Raw genomic sequence first — 24,474 nt, 5'->3', positions numbered from 1 at the left:
TGCCGGTGCGGTGCTGCTGGGAGGCGTGGTCCGTGCCATGCGGCACCCGCACGTCCCTGTTCCGTAGGGAAAGGAATCCGCCGAGCGAGACCGGCCGCAGCCCAAGGGGGCGGGTTCCACGTCAGGCACCCTGGGTAGTGACTCGCGTGCGCAGCGTGCTGTCTGCGTTTTGTGAGGAAAAGGGGTGTGGCCTGTGGTGGCGTTCCTGCGACTAGGCGACTTGGAGATCGGGTTCACGACAGCGTTCAGGCTGGGGTTCGACAGCAAGGGCAAGCGCACCGGCATGAGCGCGTCCTTCTACCACCCAGCCACCGGCGGGGTTTCACGCGCTGGCGAGTGTGGGGCTGGCGGGTATCACTGATCCCAACGGGCAGCTCGTGGTGCCGTGTGTCCGCCAGGTACCTGGCAGCGGAGGCGAGTTGTTGGCCCATCCGGTGGACTACACCTGGGTCTGGGATGACACAGGAACCGGGGGGCAGACCGACGGCACGTGCTGGCGGCCGGTGCCGCCGTCCGGCTACCGGGCGCTGGGCAATGTCTTCGTCAACGGCTACAGCAAGCCGCCGTTGGACGCCGTGATGTGTGTGAAGGACGAGCTGACGGTGCGGGCCCGGGTCGGTGAAGTGATCTGGAACGACTCGGGCGGCGGCGGCAAGTACGACTTCGCGGCCTGGCAGATCCTGGCCCCGGAGGGATCCGTCGACGACGCACCGGGCTCCACCCTGGCTGTGATCGCCCCGCAGGCGTTCGCTGCGGCCGGTGGCTACCGCCTGCCGGCTGATCCGCCCGAGCTGTACGCGCTGTGCCTGCCGCTGCCGTCCGGGCAGCCCGGGCCCGCACCTGAGCCGCCGCGGCTGACCGGCCGCACCCGCCCCGCGCAGCAGACGCCCGCGGTCACCGACCACAGCGTGCGCGTCCCGCTCACCGCAGTCCGCGACGATGCCAAGTCACTGGCCTGGCGCGTCGAGAACTCCCCCTACTACACCATCGAGCGCAGGGTGTGGTGGTCACTGCTGCTGTTCAACGACAACCGCACCTCAAGCGACCAGACCGTCGAGGACGCGGTGACGGTGGGGGTGGAGAAGACCAGTAGCGAAACCTTCCGCGCCAACACCGGCATCGCCGTCACAGCGGAAGCGGGCGTCAAGGTCTTCGGCGTCGGCGCCTCGGTAAGTGCCACCGTCAGCGCCGAACTCGGCTACGAATCCTCAACCTCGGTCTCGGAGTTCCGCTCCCGTACCGTCACCCGCCGCCTGGTCACCCCCAAGAACACCGCCGGCGCCCTGTGGGTGGCCTCCTACGGCCTGCGCACCGTGCGGGCAGATGGCACCGTGGCGGGCACCCAGCTCCGCTTCGACGGTGATGCCTTCCACCACGCCCAGTACCCCGACGCTGACGGCCAAGCAGGCGGCATTCCTCCGCATGCCCGCCTGGTGGCCAAGCACAGCGGGAAAGTCCTCGCCGTCCAGGCCGCCTCCCGGGACAACGGCGCGGCGCTCATCCAGTGGGACCGGGGTGCCGACGCCAACGAGAAGTTCACTCTCGAATCCGCCGGGGACGGCTACTACCGTCTGGTGGTCAAGCACAGCGGGAAGATCCTCGCCGTCCAGGCCGCCTCCCGCGACGACGGCGCGGCGCTCATCCAGTGGGGCCGCGGCGCCGACGCCAACGAAGTCTTCCGCCTGGACACCGTGTCCGACGGCTACTACCGCATCATCGCCAGGCACAGCGGCAAGGCCCTCGATGTCGCTGGCGCCTCCACCAACAACGGCACCGCCGTCGTCCAGTGGTCCCCCGGCACAGGGGACAATCAGCTGTTCCGCCTGGAACCCATCCCGGACCAGGACTGGTAGCACAACTGACGACACAGGCACGAGGGGACGGCAGCCACCGCTGCGGTCCCTCAGCTCGTCATCGCCTCGGGCAAGAACAAGAAGGGTGAACACCCTTCGGCCATCACCGTCTACGCCGGAACCCACCGCGAACGCTGGCCAGGGGAATGGTCACCCCCAGGCCCAAGAACTCCTCATGACGTGTCGGCGCGCCCCGGAGATGCAGGGGCCCGTTCTTCTGGGGCGGCGTTGAAGGTGGTTGCGGACGGGGTGGGTGGGGGCGGGTGTGGTGTCGGCGGTGAGGGTGCGGATGCGGTCGGTGAAGTCGGAGTCCGGGATGGGGAGCTCGAAGTCCTCGACGTAGCCGATGGCCGGTCATCCCCTGCGTGTACGGGCCGGACCGCTGTTCACCGGTACGGCCGACGAGCGCACCCGGTCATCCCCTGCGCGTACGGGTCGGACCACTGCAACCTGAACCTGCTCGGCCGCTACAGCTTCACCGCCAGCCTCCCAGCTGGCGGCGCCCTGCGCCCGCTGCGCGACCCGGACGCCCCAGAACTGGACGAAGACGACGAAGCGGGCAGGAGTGAGTATCAGGAGCCGATCGGATCAATCCGTGACGGGCAGGCACTCGGCGAGCAGAGCGACGACGTCACGCCAGGCTCGCTGTGCGTGCCGTGGGTGGTAGCCGACGCCGGGACGCACGGTGTGGTCGACCGGTGGATGGTGGAAGGCGTGAAGGGCTCCCCCGTAAACCACGAGGCGCCAGTCGACGCCCGCAGCCTCCATCTCTGCGGTGAACGCCTCCCGTTGCGCGGGCGGCATGATCGGGTCTTCCGACCCGACCCCGGCCCATACCGGGCAGCGAATGCGCGCCGCCTCGCCCGGTCGACCCGTGGTCAGTGCGTTCACTGTCCCAATCACGCGCAGGTCGACGCCATCGCGACCGAGTTCCAGTGCGACTGCGCCCCCGGTGCCGTAGCCGACGGCGGCGGTCCGGTCAGGGTCGGCCCGTGGTTCGGCACGCAACACGTTGAGCGCGGCGTGACCGATTCCTCGCATGCGGTCGGGGTCGGCGAGCAGTGGCATGCAACGGGCCAACATTTCCTCTGGGTCTTCCAAATAGCGTCCGCCGTGGAGGTCGAAGGCCAGCGCCACGTACCCCAGCTCGGCGAGAGCCTCGGCCCGGCGGCGCTCGACATCGCTGAGCCCCGTCCCCTCGGGTCCGATCAGGACTGCGGGCCGGCGCTCGGCACCGGCCGGGAGCGCGAGGTATCCGATCATTGTCAGGTTGTCGGCCGGGTATTCGACCGTACGGGTTGTGACCGTCGTCATGCGACGGGACGGTAATGACCGTTGGGCCCGCTCGGGGTGGTGTTCGCCGATGGCAGACAGCAGCCTGTCCCGACTACATCACCCGGACGCGTCGTCCGCCTGTCGTCAAACGATGGACGCCTCCGTCGAACGGTTGCGGGCACTGCCCGCCGAAGCGCGCGAGCACGATGTCCTGGACGAGGACGTGGCCCGGCTCTCCCCGCTCGAGCACGCGAACCTCAACGTGCTGGGCTGCTACACCTTCCGCCCTTCCACCCCGGCCGGCGGCGGCCTGCGCGCCTTGCGCAACCCGGAGGCGGTCGGCTTGGACGACAAAGACGGCGCCGAGGAGTGAGCCGGGCCGTCGGGTCCGGCTGGTCAGCCGTTCACCGCAGGGCTGAGCCCGGAACTGTGGGCGAGCATCGCAAGCATCAGCGCCGAGTCGGTGTGGAGCGTGATGCGCACCGGTATGAAGGTGGTGGCGTCCACCGGCGACTCCCCGTTGCCGGGATTGCGGGCGTAGCGTGGATGGGCGCCTCCGCTGATCTGCCAGCGTATGCGATGACCGACGGCAAATCTGTGGGCGGTTGAGCTCATCGGCACGATGATCTGCGACGGCTCCTGCCCGTCCGTCCGCAGTCGGCCCAGCCCGTCACAGATGTTGACGGAGCGGCCTTGTGGGTCCACGTCGCACAGGCGGGTAAAGACGTCGGCATGACCGGTGTCCGTGGAGATACTCAACCGCGCCGAGACCGGCCCGAGGATGTCCACGGGCTCGGTCAGCGGGGGGCCGGTGAACGTCAGGACGTCTTCCCGAGCCTCCAGGCTGCTGTTGTCGCGAGGACCGGCGGTACGGGAGAGCAGAGGGCCGCCGAGAGACGGGGTGGGGTCGCCCGGGTCGTAGCGGAACGACGCCAGTGGTGCGGAGTCCGTGGGAGCCTGCCGGGTGAGATGCCCCTGCACGGTGGGAAACCAGGAGCCCACGGCCGTGGTCGGCGGCCAGTCGTCGAGGTCCCGCCAGGCGTTTTCGCCGCCGATGTGCACGCGCACCCTGGTGGGACGCAGGCCGGAGGGGTCGGCGTACAGGTGAGCGCGCAGCCAGGTGAGGCTCTCGGCGAACACCTCGGGCCATCCCTGTTGCAGGGCGGAGGTGTGGGTCCAGGGGCCGACAAGCAGGGCGGTCTCGCATCCGGCCTGACGTAGCCGGGTGTACTGCTCGAAGGTCTGGTCGACCAGCGCATCGTGCCATCCGGTGATCAGACTCGTGGGCACGCTGAGCCGCTCCGCCACCTGCGCCAGGGACGCGCCGCGCCAGTACGCGCCCTTGGCGTCCGGGTGTGTCATCACGTCGTCCAGCCAGGGCACTTCGCCCCCGAGGGCCGACGCGTACGCCCCGCGCAGCGGCTGCGCGGTGGTGACATCACGCAGGCGTCGTTGCAGGCGCAGTGTCGCCCTCAGGAACGGTGCCATGCCCTGGTGCTGGTAGGTCATACCTACGCCGACGGCGAGTGCCGTCTCCAGGCGTAGCGCATCGTGTGCGTGGAACAGGGCGTGGGGATCGTGCAGGCCCACCTGCACCACCATTGCTTTCAGTTCTGGCGGCGGGTCCACGGCGAGGGCCCATTGCACGTAGCCCAGATAACTGGGGCCGACGGTGCCCAGTGTGCCGTTGAACCAGGGCTGCTCGCGCAGCCAGGACACCGTGGCCTGGCCGTCGGCGGCCTCATTGCGCCACAGGTCGAACGCGCCCCCAGAACCGCCGGTGCCGCGGCAGCTCTGCAGGACCACGTGAAAGCCCTGTTCAGCGAAGAGCAGGCCGTACATGGGGGACCACGGCAGGCCCCTGCCGTACGGCGAGCGCACCAGGAGGGTGGGGAAGTCGCCCTCGGCGCGCGGAAAGTAGTGGTCCGTGATCAGCGGGCTGCCGTCGGCGGCCGGCACCACCAGCCCCGGCTCCCACCCGACATCGTGCTGTTTGGCCGGGAGGCCGCGCCAGGTCGCCCTCATTATCCGTGAGGCCAGTGGCGGCTTACCGGAAGGCGGTGCCCAGGTCGGCCTCGACGCAGAACCGTGCGTGCGTGACGTCATCGTTCCCTCCTCGATTTCCGTACGATGTACGAGAATAGGGGATGCTTGACTGAGGCCCGCAAGGGCCGCCGATCAAGGAAGGAGCATGGCCATGCCCCGTGACGGAGGGGCCGGCGCCCCAGGCGTCGACCCTGAACAGCTCTGGCTGACCTCTGGCCAGCCGCGCAGAGGTCGCAAGCCTGCCTACAGCCGGGAGGCGATCACCGCGGCGGCCGTTGCCTTGGCGGACACCGAGGGGCTCGAAGCGGTCACCATGCGGAAAGTCGCCGCACAGGTCGGAGCCGGCGTCATGTCGCTCTACAGCTACGCCCCCGACAAAGAGACGCTGCTGAACCTGATGGTCGACCACGTCAGCGGCGAACTGCCGACCACGAACACGCCCACCGGCGACTGGCGCGCCGACCTGAAGGCCATCGCCCACCTCCAGCGCACCCACATGCTGCGACACCCCTGGCTGCCCGCCGCCCTGTCCACCCGACGCATCCCCGGACCCAACACCCTGGCCTTCCTGGAACACGCGCTCGCCGCCCTGCGGCCCACTGGACTGGACGGTACGGCGAAGCTGGAGATCTTCGCCCAACTCACAGCATTCGTGGCCGGGCACGTCGCCCACGAAATCGCGCAGGCCGCAGCCGCGCAGTCCCCCGACCGAGCCACAGCCGAAGCCCGCTACCTCGCCACTGTTGCCGCGGACGGCCACCACCCGGAACTCGCCGAAGCCCTCTCCGCCCCCGGACGCCCCCTCACCCCCGAAGCCACCTTCACCCGGTTCCTCAACCGCCTGATCGACGGCCTCGACACCGACTGATCCCGCACCGCCTTTCACCGCGCACGAGGTGGGCCTGCCCACATACCGCAACACCGAGGACGACGACGTCCAGGTCGCGGAGTACCAAGTGTGGGTGCGCGGGCGACCCTCACGAGGCCGGGACAGTGCAGGTAGGCCCGCGTCGCGAAGACTACTTCGGGCTGGCGCAGGAACTCGGATACGGAGGCCGCCGCTGAGGACCAGCCGTCCGTCGCAGCGCTGCTGCTGGGCGCCACCCAGAACGCCCGGCTGAGCGAGTAGACCCAGCGGATCTTCGACCAGGTGCTGTCCAACGAGAACATCCCCGACGAGGTTCTGGAGTGGTCGGCCGAACGCTCCCCGCTCACCTACATCGACAGCCACAACGAGCGCACGGTGCCGGACTTCCCCACGACAAGACGACCAGCCGCCTCCTACGGGAAACCGGTGGGACCTGGAGCCGATACGCCGCTGGTGATCACAGCCGGTCACCAGCGGGCTGGATTCCTCAGGGAACCGACGGCAGTTGAATACGAGAGCCCACCAGTAAACCGAGGCCGGAAGATGGCGTGAGCCCCGCGCTCGCCCTGGCAGCCGTGTGATCGATGGGCAACCATCCCTGCGACCTGGCGGTCATGTCTATGCCACCCGCGTACTGGGTGGGCGTTGTCAGCTCCGCCTCGGGACGTTCCTGAGGCGCTGGAACATGGGGGAAACACCTTCATGCATCACCGCACCACCGTGGTGGGCTTCGCTGGGGCCCTCGCCCTGTCCGCGCTCACGATTCCGGCGGCCGCCCAGGCGGATGACTTCTCGGGCGACATCAGGATCACGAAGGTGGTCGGCAACGGAGGGAAGGACATCGTCCTGGGGACCACGGACGTGAAGACGTTCACCATCGCGGTGACCGCCACGGACGACTCGGGCATCGAGGTCGGAAGAACCTTCCCGGTCATGTGGCACACGCCCCTCCCGAACGGCGACTATTACGGTCTCGTGATGCCCGACAACATTGCGGGCAAGTGCGTGCGCCAGAGCTTCACCACGACCACCTGCACCTACACGCTGAAAATCAACCCGCGCATCCACGTCCAGGACAACACGACGGCCGGGACCTGGACCGTGAGAGCCCACGCCCTGGCCAACGACGGTGACTACATCACCAAGGATTCCGCCGCGAAGGCGAAGGTCCTGCGCAACTCCAGGCTGACGGTCAACGCCTCGCCGGAACCGGTGGAGGGTCATCTATCCTCCAGCAAGCGCAGAAGGCTCAGGCCGGAGACCCTTCGGTCTGAGCCTTCTTGAGCCCTGGCTGTTTCCCGGTCGGCGGGCCGGTCAGCCGCTGCATCCCTTCGCGCTCTCCAAGTTGATCGACGATCTCGGCGTCCCCCAAGACTGCCAGCCGCACCGCAGCAATCCGAAAGCAGGCCCTGGGACATCCGCCTCCGTCGCCACCCCTGTCTGCCACCGCGCGCCGCGTCCTCACATCCCGCTTCGCACCAGAGTTCGGTGGAGCCCGGAACCAGCATGCCTCCGGCGACCACACACGGTCATTAACAGGGTGGATTCCATGGTGAATCGGCGACGGTTGAATACGCGAGCCCACCAGTACCGAGGCCGTCATCGCCCGGCGCGAGGTCCACCTGCGGGAGAAGACGCTGTGGCGGATGCTCTACGAGACCGCCGCCCGCGCGGAGGAGATCCTCGGCGTGAACATCGAGGACCTGGACCTCGCCACGCGCCGCTGCCCGGTCAAGGCCAAGGGCGCCCGGAGCAAGGCCCGCCGCCGGGGCCAGGCCCGCGAGGACTTCGTCCTGGAGACCGTCTACTGGGACGCCGACACCGCCCGGCTCCTGCCCCGACTGCTCAAAGGCCGTACCAGGGGCCCGGTGTTCGTCACCCACCGCCGCCCCGGCCCGGGGAAGGTCGCCAGCCCGCACGACGTGTGCCCGGACACCGGCCTGGCCCGCCTCTCCTACGGCCAGGCCCGCGCGCTGCTGGACGAGCACACCGCCGTACGCGGGCCGGGCACCGGCTGGGACCTGCACGAGTACCGCCATTCCGCCCTGACCCACCTCGGCGAGCAGGGCGCCTCCCTGCTGATGCTGATGGCGAAGTCCCGGCACAAGAAGCCGGAGAACGTCCGCCGCTACTTCAAGCCGTCCCCTGAGGCGATCTCGGAGCTGACGAGCCTGCTCGCGCCTGGCGACGCGCGCCGCTGAGCCCTGCTGGGGTGTGCCCCAGATGCACCAGAAACCCGCCACGGGATGATCTCGGAGCGTTGAGCATCCCTCGCACCCGTTCGGCCCAGTGTCGTTGGTGGTGACGTCGGGTTTCGTCTTGGGACGGAGTGGTGTGACCTCGATCGAGGGGACTGATGGGGTGTGTGGCATTGCTCATGAGCGACTCGTGAACAATGCCGGGGTGTGAGTGGGCAGCCTGGTCAGGTGGTGCTGTCTGCTGGGGCGATGCGGGCGAGTGCGCCGATCTCCAGTGCGGTCCACAGGGCTCCGTCGGGGCCGGGGGTGATGCCGTGTGGTTCGGAGTGAGGGGTGGGCAGGTCGTGGACGGCGAGGGAACCGTCGGGGGTGATCGTGCCGACGCGGTTGCCACCCCATTCGGTGAACCATGCGGTGCCGCCGCCGTCGACGGTGACGGCGTGCGGTCGGGCGGTGCGGTCGGGCAGCGGGAACTCGGTGATCTGCCCGTCGGGAGTGATCCGTCCGATCTGCCCGGCGGCGATCTCGACGAACCACAGCGCTCCGTCGCGGCCTGCGGCGATCCCGACCGGCGCTGCCGCCTCCGTCGGCAGGGGATGGAGGGTGACCGCACCGTCCATGTCGATCCGCCCGATGGCGTTGGCCTGGTTGAGGGCGAACCACATACCGCCGTCGTCACCGGCGGTGATCGCTGAGGGAAACGCGCCGGTGACGGGCAGCGGGAACTCGGTGATGTGGCCGGTGACGGTGATACGGCCGATGCGGTCGGCGGCGGTCTCGGTGAACCACAGCGCACCGTCGGGTCCCGCCGCGATGCCGAACGGCCCGCAGCCAGGGGTGGGAATGCCGAATTCGTCGATGACACCATCGGTGGTGATCCGCCCGATCCGGTCCGCCCGGTACTGGGTGAACCACAGGGCGCCGTCGGGGCCGGGGGTGATGACGGTCGGCCCGCAGTCGGGGTCGAGCCGGTGGCTCGTGGGCTTCTCGCCGGGGACGAGCCGACCGATCCGGCCGCTGTGGACGAGGGTGAACCACAGCGCGCCGTCCGGTCCCGTGGTGAGGGCGTAGGGTCCGGCCGTACTGTCGGCCACCGCGTGCTCTTCGATGGATACCTGGGGCGAATGACTCAAAGGGGCTTCCCCAATCCGTGCTCGGTGGCGATGCGTTCGATGTCGGCCGGGGTTCCGGCCATGATGGTGCGGGCGTGTTCGGTGACGAGGTCGGCGGGCCAGTCCCACCACGCGGCGCGCTGCAGCCGCTCGATGCCGGCGTCGTCGAACCGTTGCCGGATCGGTCTGGCCGGGTTGCCGCCGACGATCGTGTAGGGCGGCACGTCGGCGGTGACCATGGCGCCGGCCGCGATGATGGCGCCGTCGCCGATCCGTACGCCGGGCATGACGGTTGCCCGGTAGCCGAACCAGACGTCGTTGCCGACGACCGTGTCGCCGCGGCTGGGCATGGCTGTGACGATGTCCAGAGTCTGCTCGGCCCACCGGCTGCCGAACATGGTGAACGGGTATGTGGACACCCCCATCGCCGGATGCTCGGCACCGGCCATCAGGAATGTGGTCCCTGAGGCGATCGCGCAGTACTTGCCGATGATGAGACGCTCCGGCCCGTAGGCGTAGAGGACGTTGCGGTGCTCGAAGTCCGTGGCGCCGTCCGGGTCGTCGTAGTAGGTGTACTCGCCCACGGCGATGTTTGGTGAGGTGACCAGCGGGTTGAGGAACACCACGCGGTCGTGGGCGGGCAGCGGGTGAACGGTGGTCGGGTCAGGTGACAAGGCCGGAGTCCTTTGCGGGGGTTGCGGGATACTGATGTCGCACGCGGTCGGGAGCCGGGCGTTGCCGGGGCATGGCTCGGATGTGGCCTGACGCGGCGGGACCTCAGGCGTTCTCGGGGGCGGACGGAGTGACTCACTCGACGAACTGGACGATCAGGCCCGTTGGAGTCGGTGACCTGGAAGAGGCGCTCGCACGGCAGTTGAACCCCGCCACGGAGTGCAGGCCAGGGAATACCCTGGCCTGCCACTGCCTCAGGATGCCGTCGGCTGATCCTGGTGGCTGCCATAGGGCCGTGTGATGATCTCCATGCCGTGCCCGGCCGGATCCATGAAGTACAGACCACGCCCACCGTGGTGGTGGTTGATCTCTCCAGGCTGCTTCAGATGCGGATCGGCGTAGTACGTGATCCCGGCCTGCTGGATTCGCGCGAAGGCAGCGTCGAACTCCTCGTCGGAGACGAGGAACGCGTAGTGCTGCATGACGATCGACTCCGCCGGCGGGATGGCGGCGAAGTCCAGGGTGACCCCGTTGCCGGTGGCCACGGGAATGAAGGGGCCCCACTTGATCCCGACCTCAAGCCCCAGGATGTGCGCCAGAAACTCGGCCGACTCCCGGTTGTCCCGGGCATGGATGATGCTGTGATTCAACTCAACTGACATGTGTGGAATGCCTCCGCAAGGCAATCTCACGGGCACCTCCATGCCTCACCCAGCCGGTGACCGACACGCGATGCCGTGCCCGTGATCCTAAACAGCAACGCTCACGCTGTCGAGGCGTCATCCGAGGAAGTCCGCATCGCCTCACTGCTGGCGTCGATCGCCGCCCAGCGGGCCCGCGTCACCCGTCAGGCCCTTGTACGGCAGGCCGAGACGCAGTACCGGCGCGACCGCCCGCTGCCTTTGGGCAGGAGAACAGCCACCAGCCCACCCGCCGGCGCGAACGAGCGATGAAGGGCTTCCGCAGCGTCGGTGGAGCCCAAAGGTTCCTGTCCGCGTTCAGCGGCATCTCACCCCATTTCCGGCCCCGCCGACACCTGATGACCGCCGCCGAACACCGCTTGGAGATGACCATCCGCTTCACCATCTGGGACCGGATCACCGAGAACATCAGCCGGCCAGCCGCGGCCTGACCCGGGATCCCGCCGCAGGGGAAACCGCACCCGAACACGCCGTCAGACACCCACGCACCCAACAACGTGACAACGCCCCCGGGTCACCTCGGTCACCGTCCGCCCGGAGGAATGGATCAGCGCGATCGCGTCCCGCTTGAACTCGGCCGTGTACCGCTTGCTCATATTGCTCTTCTTGCTCACTACCTGGACTGCTTCCTCCGGGACCTACAAATCCCAGTATCAGGCTGTCCAGATCAGAGGTGGAACTTCACCTATGCGCGCGACCTCCTACTCGGACAGCCTGCCTTTCCAGCCTGTCGGCAGCGGGCGGACGGTGCGTCAGCCGTCCCACTCCGAGAAATTGCCGCCAGGCCGGTTCGGTGACGCGGCGCCCCGGTGCCGTCGGCCGGCTTCCGGAGCCTCGCGGCGGTTCCGTGTGCCCGCCGGTGACGAGCGGAGTACGGAGCGGACGGCGGCGCCGACCCTGATGCCGCAGTGGTGCCGCGGACCCACCCCCACAGAGACGCCCGGGAGCAGGAGCAGGAGAACGGGTCGGCGACATCGCCGCAACAGATGCCCTGCTCGCAGATGGCCCACCGCTGGAGCGCCTCTGCGGATTCAATCCGCAGCTCTCCGACAACTGGACCAAAGCCGCCCAACACTGCCCCAAGGACCTCGCCCATGGACGACCGCGCCGTCCTCCCACCTGGAGATACGGGCCCCCTGCGACCGAAGGGGCTTGTCGTCGATATGCCCTGTGATCCAGATCATGGTCCGCAGGTGCATCGTGGGCCGCGTGCCAGTGCCTTCTACAGGGTGTAGGCGACCGGCGAGAACAAGGACAGTGCGGATGGAGCAGAGTCGAGCCCGTGCGTTCGACGAGTTCGTGGCTGCCCGATGGTCGGTGCTGGTCCACCTGGCCCGTCTGCTCGTCGGAGGCGATCGGCATCGGGCCGAGGACTTGTTGCAGGAGTCCTTGGTCAAGCTCTGGTTCGTCTGGCCCAAGGTCGCGGATGAGGCACCGGAGCCGTACGTCCGCAAGGTGATGATGCGTGCGGCGGCACGCTCGGGACAGCGGCGTTGGTGGGGTGAACGCCCCGTCGAACAGCTCCCCGAGACGGCTGTTGTCGGTGATGTGTCCGCGGACGTGGTGGAGCGTTCCCGGCTGGAGGCCGCGCTGGCCCAGTTGTCGCCGAAGCAGAGGGTAGCGGTGGTGCTGCGCTACTACCAGGACCTGCCCGAGGGGCAGGTGGCGGAGGTGCTCGGGTGCCCGGTGGGCACGGCTCGGTCCCATGCCGCACGCGGAGTGGCCCGGCTGAGGCAGCTCCTGGGCAATGTGAACGAGCCGGTGCGGTGAAGGAGAACCCCATGGATCACTTCGAGCGGCAGCTGGCGCAGATGATGCGCGACACCGAGGCGGCGCCCGCACCGTTCGAGCCGAAGCACCGGGAACGTATCTGGGCAGGGGTGCGTGTCCGCCATCGGAGACGGGCCGCGCGCAGGGCAGTCGGCTCCGTCCTGGCCGTCGTCGGCCTCAGTGTCGGGCTGTCCCTGCTGCCCGGCCATGCGGCCCGGGTCGATCCCAGCCACCCCGGCCCACAGCCCGCGACGAGCCCGCCCGCGATACCCGACGTGTCCCCGAGCGCATCCCCCTCCTCGGGCACCTCCACCGCCCCCGCGCCCCCGGACGGGACCGCCACAATCGCGCCGCCGGCCACGACCGGGAGTACGGCCACGGCCACCGAAACTCCGCCGGGAAGCACGGAGGGCGCGTCGCCGCCCTCGACCTCGGCCCCGCCTTCGGGCATGGCGACCGCGCGGAACCAGCCGTTGACCACCTCGTCCTCGCTCGTCACCCCGTAACCCCGTAACCCCGTAACACACCGCCGCCCCGAGTGTCTTCGGCCTGCCCCGCGCCAAGTCACAAAAAGGAGAAAACGTGAGAAAACAAGGTTCACTTGCCCTGAAGGACCTGAGCCGACTGCCGCACCGCGCATCGGTGGCAACACACCACCCGGAGCCCGTCCTGGACGTGGTCATCCCCGTGTTCAACGAGGAGAGAGATGTGGAGCCGAGCGTGCGGCGGCTCCACGCACACCTGTGCGAGACCTTCCCCTACCCGTTCCGTATCACCATCGCCGACAACGCCAGCACGGACAGCACCCCGCGGATTGCCGCTCGGCTGGCAGACGAACTGCCCGAAGCACAGTGGCTTCGGCTGGCCGAGAAGGGGCGCGGCCGGGCGCTGCGTACCGCCTGGTCGCTGTCGCCGGCCCCCGTACTCGCGTACATGGACGTGGACCTGTCCACGGAACTGACGGCGTTGCTGCCGCTCGTGGCCCCGCTGCTCTCCGGCCACTCCGATATCGCCATCGGCACCCGCCTGGCTCCCGGTTCCCGGGTGGTACGCGGCCCCAAACGAGAGATCACCTCTCGTTGCTACAACGCCCTCCTGCGCTCCGTCCTCGCCGTGGGCTTCTCCGACGCGCAGTGCGGATTCAAGGCGGTGCGGCGTGATGTGGCCGAGCGACTGCTGCCCCTCATACAGGACTCGGAGTGGTTCTTCGACACTGAACTGCTGGTGATCGCCGAACGTGCCGGGCTACGCATCCATGAGGTGCCGGTCGACTGGGTGGACGATCCCGACACCCGGGTCGACATCCTCGCCACGGCACTGGCCGACCTGCGCGGCATCGCCAGGATCGCCAGGGCACTGGCGCGGGGCACGCTGCCGCCGGGCGGGTCGCTCCGCGACGGTGGCGCCGCCGCACCGGGCGGGCTCGCCACCCAACTCGTGTGCTTCGCCGCCGTAGGAGCCGTCAGCACCCTCGTATACCTGCTCCTCTACACGGCGCTGCGCCCAGTGGCCGGATCCCAGGCCGCCAACGCACTCGCGCTGCTGGTCTGCACCGTCGCCAACACGGCCGTGAACAGGCGGCTCACCTTCGGCCTCCGTGGCCGCGACGGTGTGCTGCGCCACCAGGGCAGGGGCCTGTTCGTTCTCCTGATCGGCCTGGCGATCACCGGCGGATCGCTCGCCGCCTTGCACCACGCGATGCCCTCGGCCGGGCAGGCCACCGAACTCGCCGTACTCCTCGCCGCCAACCTGGCCGCCATGCTGCTGCGGTTCCTGCTCTTCCGAGCGTGGGTGTTCCGCGCATGATCAAGACCGCCGCCCGTAAGACCGAGACCGGCACCCTGAGCTGGAACGCGAGGCTGTCTGAGCAGCCCGCCACCACGGGCCCCGATCGTCGGCGCCGGCTGCGCCACACAGCCGAGCACTACGGCCCCGTACTGGCCGTCTACGGCACGCTCAAGTTCATCGGCTTCGCCTCCTTCATGTGGCTGCTGCACTCCGCCGGGGACTACCGCACGAAGAATCCGCGCTTCGGCGGCGGCGCCCACCCGTGGGACGTCCTGGCCAGCTGGGACGGCTGGTGGTACCAGCAGATCGCCGCGCACGGCTACGACCCTCAGCTGGTCCCGATCCCCGGCGCCACCGGCCCGATCACCCTCGAAGGAAACTCGGCGGCGTTCTTCCCGCTCTACCCGGCGCTGATGCGGCTGGTCTCCGAGCTCACCGGCCTCGGTCCGTACGGCGCCGGCCTGCTGGTCTCCATCGTCGCCTCCTTGGCCGCCGCCCTGGGCATCTACGCCATCACCGAACGCCTCGGCGGCAGACGGGCCGGGCTGGCAGCGGCCGGACTCTGGGCCGTCTGGCCCGGTTCCGGCGTGGAGTGGGCGGTCTACTCCGACTCCCTCTACGTGGCCCTGGCCGTCTGGGCCTGCCATGCCGTCCTGAGCCGCCGCTGGCTCACCGCCGGTCTCCTCACCTGCGTGGCAGGGCTCAACCGGCCCACCGCCGTGGCACTGATCGCCGCCGTCGGCGTCGCGGCCCTGCTCGCGCTCCACCGTCGCCGGGACGGCATCCTTCGTCCGGTGGCCGCGATGGCCGTCGCCCCGCTCGGCCTCCTCGCCTATCTCGGCTGGGTGGGTCACCAAATGGGGGACTACAGCGGCTACTTCAGACTTCAGTCCGGTGCCTGGGCCCACGAGTGGGACTACGGCCGACACACCCTCGATGTCCTCACATCCGTCCCAGTGGGCCAAGCCGACTATCTCTTCGCCTGGCCCTTCGCGGACCTGATCGGCGTCGGTGTCGTCCTGCTCGCGATCGCACTGCTTTCGCTGCTGATCCGACTGCGTCCCCCAGCCGTCCTGATCGTCTACACCGTCCTCACCCTTGTCCTCGTCCTTGGCAGCCAGCAGATATTCGGCAACGTCTCCCGCTATCTGCTCCCCCTCTTCCCGCTCTTTCTTCCGCTCGCCCTCGCCCTGCGCCGCCTCAGCCCGACCCACCAGCTCATGCTCCTCGGCATCGCGGCCCTGGCTTCCGGCTCATACGCGGGCTACGGCCTTTTCGAACTCGGCGTCCCGTGACCGATGGCCCCAGAAATGGATGCCCGATGACCACGACCCTGCTCACCGCCAAGCAATCAACCTCGAGTCCGGCACACCGTGATCACCTCGGTCGGGTGCCGCACCCCTGCGAGGCTTCACTCGTATTCCATCTCCCGTGCGGCACGGCCGCATCATGACGGCGGTGCACGCGTAGAAAGCTCAGCCCGCGTTCAGGAGGCGCGGGACCGCGTGACGGTTCGCCTGCGCAACCTCCGAGCCGACGCGGGCCTGACAGGGCAGCAGCCGGCAGCGAGGTCGCGGCGTATGCTGCGCACCTGCCCTCGATCCGCGTCCGGGCGAGCGGCCTCGCATCCTCCTGGCGCGACGAGAGCGCCGTCCTGCTGGGCCGGGCCATCGCCGCCGAGAGGCTTGAGAACGGTGATCCTGCTGGGCCCGGGGCAACCAGGTCATGGCCCGCTCGGCGGCGCTCACGGAGCTGCCGGGCCACGCCTTCACGGGCAGTCTGAGCGGAGGACGACGGGGAGACGGGCATGGTGGTGGGGCAGTCCTGTCAGTTTTAGAGGTTGTACTGGTCATGCGGTGTCGCCTGTTCCCGCACCGCCTCGAAGGCAGCGCTGCATTGCTTCACGAAGCCGGAGTCCGTGCGGAGTCCGAGGCCCGGATCGGACCAGCTCCCGACGCCGGTGAAGTCCCCTGAAGCGGCGTTCGACGATGTTGCGGTAGCGATATTCCTCCTGGTGGAACTGGATCGGCGAGTGGAAACTTCCGAAAGATGGATGCACCCTGGAATCAGGAGATCCATCGCACCTTTGGGCGATACCGGGTCGACGGCGCAGCGAAATGCCCCAAGGGCTGTCCCGTAATCCCTGGCGGGCGCGCGACGACAGCTGCGGCACCTCGCCGCGTTGTCGGAACCTCCGCATACAGCCAGTACGCGGACGCCCCTCCGCCTTGCGATGCACCACATCCGACGCCGCGCGCTGGTCCACCACGGATTACGGGACAGCCCCAGGACTTGGGTGGTTGAGCCAGGGCGAGGCGGGCGGTAGCGATGTAGTCGGCGGGCGTGTTCGAGCCCGCGTTGTTCGAGCCCGCGTTGTTCGAGCCAGCGCACAGCTGCGATCAACCGTCGATCGTTCCAAGACCCTACGCCAGGAATGACCTTTCAGCGGTCGATGACGCCCGGCCCCGGCATGCCTGTCCCGGGAAGCAATGGGTGTTTTGTTATGTCCAGCAATCAACCGAAGGGTGTCCCGGCACCGCTCCAGAGCTTCGAGCCAGCCGCCGAACTGCTCCAGGAGGCACCGGGTTTGAGCCCCCACCACGAGCAGGAAGGAGCATCGCCATGGTTGCTCAACATGAAAAGGACACTCAGCGCTACTGCGCCCAGCCTCCGCAGAGAATACCGGCACTGCCCCCGGGTCTCAGTCTTCCACGGACCAGGGCGATACTGGCCAATCATGCGAAGTGGGTGAACGGCACCCAGTTGCGGTACAGCTTCCTCGACGGCGCCGACGACGGTGTGGCAAAGGCGTGGTTGACCGAGGTTCATAACGGTTTCGAGGAGTGGGAGAGCCTTGGCATCGGATTGCATTTTCGCCCCGAGGACAACTCTGCGGAATCGGAGATCCGGATCACCTTTGCCGATGACGGATCCTGGTCGTACGTCGGAACGGACTGTCTCGGCATCAGTGCCGAACAAGCCACGATGAACTTCGGATGGGATCCGACCTCGCCCTACGGCAAGGCCACGGTCCGGCACGAGATAGGGCACTCGATCGGTTTCTGTCATGAGCACCAGAATCCGTTCGCCGGCATCGAGTGGGACGAGGAGAAGGTCTACGCATACATGGCCGGCCCACCCAATTTCTGGCCACGGCAGACGACCTACGACAACGTCATCCGCAAACTTCCCACGGACCAGGTGACCGGTTCGCAGTGGGACGTGACGTCAATCATGGAATACGGGTTCGGGCCCGGTCTGATCAAGCGGCCGGAGGCATACCAGAACGGCATTCCTTCCCCCCTCAAATTGTCCGATCCGGACAAGGAATACGTGCGCATGTGGTATCCATCGCTGGCTCCTCACATGGACGAGTTGAAGCCATTCCAGTCGGCGGTCCTCGGCCTCGCATCAGGAGAGCAGGCCAACTACGAGGTTATCCCGGAGAACAGCCAGAAGTATCAGTTCGGCACCTTCGGGAACACCGATGTGAAGATGGTTCTCTTCGAAGAAACCGAAGGTGAGAACCTGCGCTACGTCACGGGTGAGGACGACAGCGGCGAGGACCGCAATGGCCGCTTCGAGGTCAAACTCCTCAAGGGGCGCCGGTATGTCCTCCGCGTCCGGATGTACTCCACGTGGGGTTCGGGGAACGCGTCGGTCATGTACTGGTGACCATCGGCCGGTCGAACCACTCGTGCTGCGCGTCGCGGCACCCGGCAGTCCGGTTGCGGGCCACCCGGAGCAGAGTAGCCTTGAATTGACCGGCGTTGCCTGAATTCAGGAGGTAGCGATGTTTTTCCGACTGCTGCGGCGCCGTAGGCCGCATGGGCTTGTCTTCCTCGGAAACGGCCGACTCATCCGGGGCTTCAGCGGCGGCCTCTACGACGGTCACGGATACCAGTCCTGACACCGCCCGCCCGCCGCAAAGGCGCTGTCGACAGGCCGAGCTTGGAGGATGTGCGGTGGCAGAGGACAGCGATGCCCTGGTGGTCATGGCGCGGATCCTGTCACCGCATTGCCATGTCGTCAGGACGTCCGGCGGAGCGTTGATTGCGGACTGGAGACGGACGCGCTTTCTCGGAATGGCGACGGCAGACGTCCAGAAGTTCGCTGACGGAAGCCCTGAGGGGCGCGCGGAGCTCGTCACGAGTCTCATTCGCGCCGGGTGTGCGAGGGCCCGCCAGAAGAGGCATTCGCACGTCGAGACCGGGCTCTGGTTGCGTGGAGTGCACCTGCTGATCCGGACCATGGGATTCGGGCGCGTCCTTAGGCTCCTGTCCTTGGCAGCCCCCGATTACACTCGTGCGGACCCGTCCTCGGCCGAGGATGTCGCGCGGCTGAAGCGAGCAGTGCAATCACACGGCCGCAGAAGCTGGTTCGTCAACGACGACTGCAAGGCCGAGGCCGTAACGGCCTTTGTCCTGCTGCGGCGGCGCGGCCTGGAGGCCACGCTTCACATCGGTCTGCGCGAGCACCCGTTCGCCTTGCACGCCTGGACGTCTTCGGCCGGCCTGTGCATCCCTGACTCCGATCCACGAGGGCACGCCTTCACGCCGGTTCTCTCGATCGGCTGCGGGAGACGTTGACATGGAAGCGCTCCGCCTCGCATGGGCCGGGGGCACACCTAGGCTTTGGACAGCCGAGGCCATGGCGCGGCAGGGACTCGTGACGACCGTCTCCTCGTATGCCGGCACCGCGGCGGTCGTTGGCTGGGTCGGCTCAGTCCGTGACCGTGTGGCGGGCGCACGCGGCCTTCTCAAGGACTTCGGCCAACCGGGAGCCGTACCGCGTCTGCCGACCGGCGACTACGCGGCCGTCCTGGTGTGCCGCGACCGGGTCCTGCTCGTGCGGGACGAGCAGGCACGTATCCCTCTGTTCTTCAGGGAGTCCGGTGGCCGTGTGACCGCGGTGAGCACCTCGGCGCGCTGCCTGGGCGGCATCGCAGAGCTGGAACGTCGCTACTTTTGCCGCTACCTGACCGGGAACATGGCGCAACCGCACTCGGATCTCACCCCGTTCGCCGCGGTGCACCGTGTTCTTGGCGGCGAGGTGGTGGAACTGTCGATCAGCGGAGAGATGCACGGTCGGGTGGTGCGCCGACTCCGTCGGGCCCACGACCCATCGGTACCAGCAGCAGACGGACAACACCTCAGCGGGGCGGCGAGGAATCTGCGCCTCGTACTGGAGAGCGCTGTCCGGTGCCGTGTGGGCAGGGTGACCGCATGCCACGTCTCCGGCGGCACGGACTCCACCAGCATCGCGTTGCTCGCAGCACGTCTGCTGGCTGCGGGCCAGGGCCACCTGGGGGAACTCGTTCTTCTCGCCGGACGCTTCAGCAGGGGAGAGCTGGGCGGGGAGCAGTCGTACCTCCACGAGGCGGTGGAAGCGATCCGCCGTCACGCACCGGCAGCCCGTCCGGTGATCGTCGATGCCGACGATGTAGCCGACTTCGACGACTTCCAGCACCACGCGGGGGACGCGGACGAGCCTCACGCGCACGCCTTCCGCGCACCGTTCTGGAGCAGGCTGCACGGCGCTGCGGCGGATCTGGGCTGTGACACCCTCCTGACCGGCTGCGGAGCCGATCCGATCGTGGATGCCAACCCGCTTCACCTGCATAGGCTGGCCCGTACAGCACAACTCCGGCAGATGGCGAAGGACGCACGCGCCTGGGCCGTGGGCAGTGAGCGGGGCTTGTGGGACGTCGTCTCCACATACGTAGTGCAGCCGGCTCTTCCGTTGGCTGCCGAACGGGTCACAGCGCTCATCCGCCACCGCGGCACGGTGCTCGGCGGCCTCGGCAACTTCGCCCGCCCCCCATGGCTGCGGTCCGAATTCGCGCGGGCTCACGGCTACCGCGAGGCCAGCGTCGCGGAGAGCCGCTTCGTGTTCGGGCGCAAGCCGGAACAGTCCCGCTACGACGCGGCCAATTACATTGCCGCTCCCGACTCCCTGTCCTGGAGCCGCGCGCCACAGGACGGATTCTTCCTCTCGCACCCGTTCCTCGACCCGGAGGTCATCGCCACGATGCGCCGCCTCCCCACCGAAGCGACGTTCCATCCGGGCCGCCCGAAGGCGGTTCTGCGCGAGGCCATGGCAGATCTGCTCCCGCCCGGCATCCGCGGCCGGGCTGTCAAGATCCCCTTCAACGACCTCTACGCCCGCGGCCTGCGGACACACGGCAACGAACTCATCGACCTCTGCCGCTCCGCCAGGCATCCCCTGATTGCGGAGATGTTCGCCATCGACGCGCTGTGCCAGGCGGTGAGGGAGGCTCAACTCGGCCTGGGGGACTCATACTCCTGGGATCGTCTCAACAGCTCGCTCGCCTTGGTGGTGTGGCTGGAGCGACTGGACCACCGTCCCCCCGCACTCGGCGCAGCCGTGCCGGTCATCGCCGACTCTTGATGTCCCACAGGGTTCGCTTGATCGGGCCCGTCAGGACGTCGACAAGACCATACCGGCTCACCAATTCTGTCTGGGCGCGATCTTCTTTCCCTTGGCGCGTGATGGTTTCCCGGATGCCCGCGCCCTGCGCGCCGAAGGTCCAATAGACAGTTACGAAGCGAGGAACCCTCGTGTGCTCGTCGATCGCATTGTTTTCGTGCAACCTGCCGCGATAGATGAGGGAGTCGAACTCCTTCGTATTCATCCATGAGGGCACCTCGCCGCCACTCCAGGAATACCCCTGGAAATCGATTTGCTTCAGGATGACGCGGTCCTTGCGGGCGAGACTTGCGCTGGCGTAGAACGCCACCTGGTCGTATGGCGTGTCCATGGGAAGTTGCACGACCATCCGGGTGGCGAAGGTGTCGTTCGCCTCGATCCACTGTCCGATGGGCAGCCACGGTTGCGCCTCAATCAGCTCTCCGGGTTGGTTGATCTCCCTGCGGGAGAGCGGGTTGATCTCCTGGTACCTGGTCCACTTCTCGGCGTCAGTTCGCCACTGCCGGCGGAGCCGGTCCTTCGGGCTGAGCGGCACCCGCGTCGCCATGGCGTGGAATTCCGTTCCGAGCACGTAGAAATTCGCATTTTTGCGGTTTTCAAGCGTGATGTCGACAGGAATTGAGAATGCCTTGTGGTCCTGACTCGTCACAGGTTTTCCCACGGTCAACCTGATGACAGGCCTGACCGCGTGCTGAGACGGCAGGTAGAGGTTCTGGTAGCCGAAGTTGGCCATCGCGATAACGGAAGAGACGATCAGTGCCGCAGCCACCCGCTTCGGAGCGGGGATGACGACCGATGTCCGCCACACCGCGAAGACAGCCCATGCCGAGCCTGCCGTGAGCGCGCCGATCAGCACCGGGTAGGCCACGGAATCGCCGTTCTTCAGTACGTCGGCCAGGAGCAGAATGTTGGTCAACAACGCAGCCAACGCGCCGATCAGCGCCACCAGTCCGGAGTAGGGGAAGCTGTGCCAGACCCAGTGGTCCATAACCGCAGCAGCGCCCAGCAACGTGGTGAGGGCGACCAGGATGAGGACGGCACCGGTGATGCGACCGGGGAAGGTCAGGGCCCCGCTGAAGTTTTCAATGCCGAACCGGCCCAGCACCACAGTCGTCACGAGGAGGACCAGCAGGATCACCACCATGGAGACCCGCGAGCGTCTGTTCTTCACCATGTTCCGTTGCGCCCGCAGGCGGGTGGTGGTGACCGACTTGGAGGGGATTTTCACGTGATCACCCTGAGGCCGCACACCATGCCTCGGCTGCGCCGACGGCGACCGGAGTCGCGCCTGAAGGCGACCGGGAAAGGTCCCGCCGGTCGGCACCGGCGTACGCCGAGAGGACCCACGGGGTGTCTCCTTCGACCGTTACTGGGGCACTGAACAGGTCAAGCGCCCTCCGACAAATCCCTGCCAAATTCCTGCGGCACGTACCTCACGGTGCGTCGCGGATTTCCGACCCCGCAGCGGACCCGGGGAAACCTGGCGCTGCCAGGTGGTTCGAGCACCATCGTCCGCGGTAGTCCGTCGGTTCACCATCCGGATGCCTCCGGATGGCCCAATACCCCAGCGGTGGACCGTGATCACGCTGGAACAGCGGCTGCCCCAGCGGTAGATCGTGATCACGCTGGGGCAGCGGCTTGGCGGTGATAGTGGCTGAGCTGAGAACGAGCCCAGTGGCAGCGTCTCCAGTGGGACCGGCGAAGCCGGTGCGTCGTGTCGTGGACGCCCTGGATGACGAGAGTGATGAACAGGCGCGCGAGGAGCATCAGCTCCTCCACCTCACGGAAGCTCAGCGGGAAGCGGAAATTCAGCCACACGCAGTGGGAGATCACCTCGACCGGGTACCGGCCCCGTGTACGACGGCGACGCGCTCCCCACCGACGATCCCCTCCACCGTGATCAGCCCGAGGATCCTCCCACGCCATCCGCCAACGTGACAGTGCCGGTGAGAGCCATGGGGCGGAGGCGTCCGTCGTGGACTTCAGCGATCTGGTCGACGGCGGTGAGGTGGGTGCGGTCGTGGGTGACCAGTACGGTGGCGGTGGCCTGCTGGTGGGTGAGGCGGGTGATCAGGTCGAGGACGGCGGCGCCGCGTTCGTGGTCGAGGGCGCTGGTGGGTTCGTCGACCAGGAGGACGGTGGGGTCGTTCATCAGGGCGCGGGCGATATTGACGCGTTGGCGCTGGCCGCCGGACAGCTGGTGGGGACGGCGCCGGGCCTGGTCGGCCAGGCCGACCGCGTCGAGGAGTTCGAGGGCGCGGGTGCGGGCACTGGCGGGGCTGCGGCCGTCGAGTTGGGCCATGACCTGGAGCTGTTCGGCGGCGGTGAGGGAGGGCAGCAGGTTGGGCTGCTGGAAGACGATGCCGATCTTTCGACGGCGCAGGTCGGTGAGCTCACCGCGGCTCATGCCGGTGGTGGAGGTTCCGTCGATGGTGACCGTGCCGACGTCGGGGGTGATCAGGGTGGCGGCGACGGCCAGAAGACTGGACTTTCCGGAGCCGGAGGGGCCGACCACGGCGGTGAGGCTGCCCTTGGGCACGTCCAGGGCGACCTTGTCGAGGGCGGTAAGGCGGGTGTCGCCGTCGGGGTAGGTGAGGGTGATATCGGTCAGGTTCAGGCTCATCGGGCGCTCCCCAGGGCGGTCAGCGGGTCGACGGAAGTGATGCGGCGAACGGACAGGGCCGCCCCGAGGACACCGAGAAGGATCATCACGGCGGCGGGGACGAGAACGGTGGCGGGGGTGAGAAGGAACGGCACCGCGCTGCCGACGACGAGGGCGCCGACGGCGGCGGCGATGCCGGTACCGACCAGGGTGCCGCCGACGAGGAGGACGACGGCCTGGCCGAGGGCGTCCTTGAGGAGGGTGGCGGTGGAGGCCCCCAGTGCCTTCAGGACGGCGATGTCGCCGCTGCGCTGGATGGTCCACACGGTGAAGAAGGCGCCGATGACCAGTGCGGAGATGGCGAACAGGAAGCCGCGCATCATCTGCAGGGAGCCGTTTTCGGACGTGTAGGACCCGATCGCGGACAGCGAGTCGTCGGTGGAGACGGTCTTGGTGCCGGCCTGCTTGTCGGTGGCCGCCACATCCACCCCGGAGGTGGTGTTCAGCGCGATCACGGTAGCGGTCGGACGGTCGCCGTTGTCGGCGGGCGGCGCGATCTTCTGCCAGGTGTTCAGGCTGGTCCAGATCACCGGGGTGTGGCTGAAGGACGCATCGCCCCGCACGGCGGCCGCCGTCAGCCGCTGCCCGGCCACGGTGAAGGAGTCCCCGGGGGCAAGACCGAGGTCGTCGGCGGCCGCGGTGGACAGCACCACCGACCGGTCGTCGATCTTGTCCCTGTCCGGTGCCAGGTGGGAGCCGGGCGTCACGCCGAAGGCGGAGACCCCGGTGCTCCTCTCCCCGGCGGTGGCCTTGGTGGTGGTGATACCCAGCGGTTCGGCGCTTTCGACGCCAGGCGCCTTGGACCACCGCTGCCACTGTTCGGCGGTGACGGCAGAGTTGGAGTAAGAGAGGTCCTCCCCGTCGGCGGGGGCCTGGAAGGCGATCTTGTCGGCGGGCAGTCCGGTGATCGCGGAGATGTTCTGCTGGCCCAGTCCGGCCGTCAGCCCGGACAGCAGCCCGACCAGCAGAGTAATCAGCACGATGACGGTCCCCATCAAGGCGAACCGCCCCTTGGCGAACTTCAGGTCTCTCCAGGCGACGAACACGGCTTGGTCTGCCCCTTCAACGTGGAATCGGTA

The 24,474-nt window shown here is 68.0% G+C and carries 22 protein-coding genes and 4 pseudogenes; 15 read left to right on the top strand and 11 right to left on the bottom strand.

Annotated elements, in window-relative coordinates; translation table 11 throughout:
* Positions 1–422: 422 nt before the first annotated feature.
* The gene (locus ACFYXM_RS12895; RefSeq protein WP_389289044.1) at positions 423–1,853 is read left to right on the top strand and encodes an RICIN domain-containing protein; all 1,431 of its coding nucleotides are present in this window, start codon (positions 423–425) and stop codon (positions 1,851–1,853) included.
* 588 nt (positions 1,854–2,441) lie between these two features.
* On the opposite strand, the gene ACFYXM_RS12890 is transcribed toward ACFYXM_RS12895, so the two are convergent.
* Complete coding sequence (locus ACFYXM_RS12890) at positions 2,442–3,167, bottom strand: dienelactone hydrolase family protein (RefSeq protein WP_389289043.1); 726 nt, start codon at positions 3,165–3,167, stop codon at positions 2,442–2,444.
* A gap of 49 nt (positions 3,168–3,216) precedes the next feature.
* Between ACFYXM_RS12890 and ACFYXM_RS12885 the strand changes: the two genes are divergently transcribed.
* Complete coding sequence (locus tag ACFYXM_RS12885) at positions 3,217–3,501, top strand: hypothetical protein (protein WP_389289042.1); 285 nt, start codon at positions 3,217–3,219, stop codon at positions 3,499–3,501.
* A gap of 23 nt (positions 3,502–3,524) precedes the next feature.
* Here ACFYXM_RS12885 and ACFYXM_RS12880 read toward each other — a convergent pair whose 3' ends face one another.
* The gene (locus tag ACFYXM_RS12880; RefSeq protein WP_389289041.1) at positions 3,525–5,153 is read right to left on the bottom strand and encodes a CocE/NonD family hydrolase; all 1,629 of its coding nucleotides are present in this window, start codon (positions 5,151–5,153) and stop codon (positions 3,525–3,527) included.
* A 172-nt stretch (positions 5,154–5,325) separates the two neighbouring features.
* Between ACFYXM_RS12880 and ACFYXM_RS12875 the strand changes: the two genes are divergently transcribed.
* From ACFYXM_RS12875 to ACFYXM_RS12860, 4 genes and pseudogenes are all read left to right on the top strand, one after another.
* Positions 5,326–6,042, top strand: a complete 717-nt coding sequence (locus tag ACFYXM_RS12875; protein ID WP_389289107.1) for a TetR/AcrR family transcriptional regulator C-terminal domain-containing protein — start codon at positions 5,326–5,328, stop codon at positions 6,040–6,042.
* A 282-nt stretch (positions 6,043–6,324) separates the two neighbouring features.
* Positions 6,325–6,594, top strand: coding sequence for a hypothetical protein (locus ACFYXM_RS12870; RefSeq protein WP_389289040.1), 270 nt, complete (start codon positions 6,325–6,327; stop codon positions 6,592–6,594).
* A 150-nt stretch (positions 6,595–6,744) separates the two neighbouring features.
* Positions 6,745–7,326 carry a DUF5707 domain-containing protein gene (locus ACFYXM_RS12865; protein WP_389289039.1) on the top strand — a complete coding sequence of 194 codons (582 nt, stop codon included), beginning with the start codon at positions 6,745–6,747 and terminating at the stop codon, positions 7,324–7,326.
* A gap of 314 nt (positions 7,327–7,640) precedes the next feature.
* Positions 7,641–8,243: pseudogene (locus tag ACFYXM_RS12860) on the top strand (tyrosine-type recombinase/integrase); the annotation flags it as partial.
* Positions 8,244–8,464: 221 nt separating this feature from the next.
* Here the strand turns inward: ACFYXM_RS12860 and ACFYXM_RS12855 are convergent.
* The 3 genes from ACFYXM_RS12855 to ACFYXM_RS12845 all read right to left on the bottom strand — a co-directional run bounded on the left by ACFYXM_RS12855 (position 8,465) and on the right by ACFYXM_RS12845 (position 10,686).
* A complete protein-coding gene (locus tag ACFYXM_RS12855) occupies positions 8,465–9,373 on the bottom strand; it encodes a virginiamycin B lyase (RefSeq protein WP_389289038.1) in 909 nt (302 codons plus the stop codon).
* Entirely contained in the window at positions 9,370–10,026 is a 657-nt protein-coding gene (locus ACFYXM_RS12850) for a CatB-related O-acetyltransferase (protein WP_389289037.1), read from the bottom strand. The genes ACFYXM_RS12855 and ACFYXM_RS12850 overlap by 4 nt, the downstream gene beginning before the upstream one ends.
* Before the next feature lie 252 nt (positions 10,027–10,278).
* Complete coding sequence (locus ACFYXM_RS12845) at positions 10,279–10,686, bottom strand: VOC family protein (RefSeq protein WP_389289036.1); 408 nt, start codon at positions 10,684–10,686, stop codon at positions 10,279–10,281.
* A gap of 248 nt (positions 10,687–10,934) precedes the next feature.
* On the opposite strand from ACFYXM_RS12845, the pseudogene ACFYXM_RS12840 reads away from it, so the two are divergent.
* Positions 10,935–11,156: pseudogene (locus tag ACFYXM_RS12840) on the top strand (IS6 family transposase); the annotation flags it as partial.
* Between the two features lie 42 nt (positions 11,157–11,198).
* Here ACFYXM_RS12840 and ACFYXM_RS12835 read toward each other — a convergent pair.
* Positions 11,199–11,321 (bottom strand): hypothetical protein, encoded by a 123-nt coding sequence (locus ACFYXM_RS12835; protein WP_389289035.1) that lies wholly within the window; start codon positions 11,319–11,321, stop codon positions 11,199–11,201.
* Between the two features lie 667 nt (positions 11,322–11,988).
* Here ACFYXM_RS12835 and ACFYXM_RS12830 point away from each other — a divergent pair.
* The 6 genes and pseudogenes from ACFYXM_RS12830 (at position 11,989) to ACFYXM_RS12805 (ending at position 17,958) form a co-directional block, all read left to right on the top strand.
* Positions 11,989–12,495, top strand: coding sequence for a SigE family RNA polymerase sigma factor (locus ACFYXM_RS12830; protein WP_389289034.1), 507 nt, complete (start codon positions 11,989–11,991; stop codon positions 12,493–12,495).
* An 11-nt stretch (positions 12,496–12,506) separates the two neighbouring features.
* Positions 12,507–13,001, top strand: a complete 495-nt coding sequence (locus ACFYXM_RS12825; protein WP_389289033.1) for a hypothetical protein — start codon at positions 12,507–12,509, stop codon at positions 12,999–13,001.
* 109 nt (positions 13,002–13,110) lie between these two features.
* On the top strand, positions 13,111–14,301 hold the full coding sequence (locus ACFYXM_RS12820) for a glycosyltransferase (RefSeq protein WP_389289106.1): 1,191 nt from the start codon (positions 13,111–13,113) through the stop codon (positions 14,299–14,301).
* The gene (locus ACFYXM_RS12815) at positions 14,298–15,578 is read left to right on the top strand and encodes a glycosyltransferase family 39 protein (RefSeq protein WP_389289032.1); all 1,281 of its coding nucleotides are present in this window, start codon (positions 14,298–14,300) and stop codon (positions 15,576–15,578) included. The genes ACFYXM_RS12820 and ACFYXM_RS12815 overlap by 4 nt, the downstream gene beginning before the upstream one ends.
* A 272-nt stretch (positions 15,579–15,850) precedes the next feature.
* Positions 15,851–15,973, top strand: a pseudogene (locus ACFYXM_RS12810) (endonuclease/exonuclease/phosphatase family protein); the annotation flags it as partial.
* 1,058 nt (positions 15,974–17,031) lie between these two features.
* The gene (locus tag ACFYXM_RS12805) at positions 17,032–17,958 is read left to right on the top strand and encodes a M12 family metallopeptidase (protein ID WP_389289031.1); all 927 of its coding nucleotides are present in this window, start codon (positions 17,032–17,034) and stop codon (positions 17,956–17,958) included.
* Here the strand turns inward: ACFYXM_RS12805 and ACFYXM_RS12800 are convergent.
* Positions 17,945–18,178 (bottom strand): hypothetical protein, encoded by a 234-nt coding sequence (locus tag ACFYXM_RS12800; RefSeq protein ID WP_389289030.1) that lies wholly within the window; start codon positions 18,176–18,178, stop codon positions 17,945–17,947. The genes ACFYXM_RS12805 and ACFYXM_RS12800 overlap by 14 nt on opposite strands.
* A gap of 70 nt (positions 18,179–18,248) precedes the next feature.
* Here ACFYXM_RS12800 and ACFYXM_RS12795 point away from each other — a divergent pair, with 70 nt between their 5' ends.
* Positions 18,249–18,872: a lasso peptide biosynthesis B2 protein gene (locus ACFYXM_RS12795; RefSeq protein WP_389289029.1), complete on the top strand. Its 624-nt coding sequence runs from the start codon at positions 18,249–18,251 to the stop codon at positions 18,870–18,872.
* Positions 18,873–18,933: 61 nt separating this feature from the next.
* Positions 18,934–20,694 (top strand): asparagine synthase-related protein, encoded by a 1,761-nt coding sequence (locus tag ACFYXM_RS12790; RefSeq protein WP_389289028.1) that lies wholly within the window; start codon positions 18,934–18,936, stop codon positions 20,692–20,694.
* On the opposite strand, the gene ACFYXM_RS12785 is transcribed toward ACFYXM_RS12790, so the two are convergent.
* From ACFYXM_RS12785 to ACFYXM_RS12770, 4 genes and pseudogenes are all read right to left on the bottom strand, one after another.
* Positions 20,678–21,961, bottom strand: coding sequence for a hypothetical protein (locus tag ACFYXM_RS12785; protein WP_389289027.1), 1,284 nt, complete (start codon positions 21,959–21,961; stop codon positions 20,678–20,680). The genes ACFYXM_RS12790 and ACFYXM_RS12785 overlap by 17 nt on opposite strands.
* 533 nt (positions 21,962–22,494) lie before the next feature.
* Positions 22,495–22,612: pseudogene (locus ACFYXM_RS12780) on the bottom strand (IS6 family transposase); the annotation flags it as partial.
* A 21-nt stretch (positions 22,613–22,633) separates the two neighbouring features.
* Positions 22,634–23,356 carry an ABC transporter ATP-binding protein gene (locus tag ACFYXM_RS12775; RefSeq protein WP_389289026.1) on the bottom strand — a complete coding sequence of 241 codons (723 nt, stop codon included), beginning with the start codon at positions 23,354–23,356 and terminating at the stop codon, positions 22,634–22,636.
* Complete coding sequence (locus ACFYXM_RS12770; RefSeq protein WP_389289025.1) at positions 23,353–24,441, bottom strand: ABC transporter permease; 1,089 nt, start codon at positions 24,439–24,441, stop codon at positions 23,353–23,355. Before ACFYXM_RS12770 ends, ACFYXM_RS12775 begins: the two co-directional genes overlap by 4 nt.
* Positions 24,442–24,474: the final 33 nt, after the last annotated feature.

The sequence above is a fragment of the Streptomyces sp. NPDC002476 genome (assembly GCF_042889785.1).
Classification (GTDB): Bacteria; Actinomycetota; Actinomycetes; order Streptomycetales; family Streptomycetaceae; genus Streptomyces.
Note: the sequence above shows the minus strand (reverse complement) of the source record. Positions and strands in the feature narration are given on the sequence as shown.

Coding starts and splice junctions, on each gene's coding strand:
- ACFYXM_RS12890 (WP_389289043.1), bottom strand. CDS start 3,167: ATGACGACGGTCACAACCCGTACGGTCGAATACCCGGCCGACAACCTG.
- ACFYXM_RS12885 (WP_389289042.1), top strand. CDS start 3,217: ATGGCAGACAGCAGCCTGTCCCGACTACATCACCCGGACGCGTCGTCC.
- ACFYXM_RS12880 (WP_389289041.1), bottom strand. CDS start 5,153: ATGAGGGCGACCTGGCGCGGCCTCCCGGCCAAACAGCACGATGTCGGG.
- ACFYXM_RS12875 (WP_389289107.1), top strand. CDS start 5,326: ATGCCCCGTGACGGAGGGGCCGGCGCCCCAGGCGTCGACCCTGAACAG.
- ACFYXM_RS12865 (WP_389289039.1), top strand. CDS start 6,745: ATGCATCACCGCACCACCGTGGTGGGCTTCGCTGGGGCCCTCGCCCTG.
- ACFYXM_RS12845 (WP_389289036.1), bottom strand. CDS start 10,686: ATGTCAGTTGAGTTGAATCACAGCATCATCCATGCCCGGGACAACCGG.
- ACFYXM_RS12835 (WP_389289035.1), bottom strand. CDS start 11,321: ATGAGCAAGCGGTACACGGCCGAGTTCAAGCGGGACGCGATCGCGCTG.
- ACFYXM_RS12830 (WP_389289034.1), top strand. CDS start 11,989: ATGGAGCAGAGTCGAGCCCGTGCGTTCGACGAGTTCGTGGCTGCCCGA.
- ACFYXM_RS12825 (WP_389289033.1), top strand. CDS start 12,507: ATGGATCACTTCGAGCGGCAGCTGGCGCAGATGATGCGCGACACCGAG.
- ACFYXM_RS12815 (WP_389289032.1), top strand. CDS start 14,298: ATGATCAAGACCGCCGCCCGTAAGACCGAGACCGGCACCCTGAGCTGG.
- ACFYXM_RS12790 (WP_389289028.1), top strand. CDS start 18,934: ATGGCGCGGCAGGGACTCGTGACGACCGTCTCCTCGTATGCCGGCACC.
- ACFYXM_RS12775 (WP_389289026.1), bottom strand. CDS start 23,356: ATGAGCCTGAACCTGACCGATATCACCCTCACCTACCCCGACGGCGAC.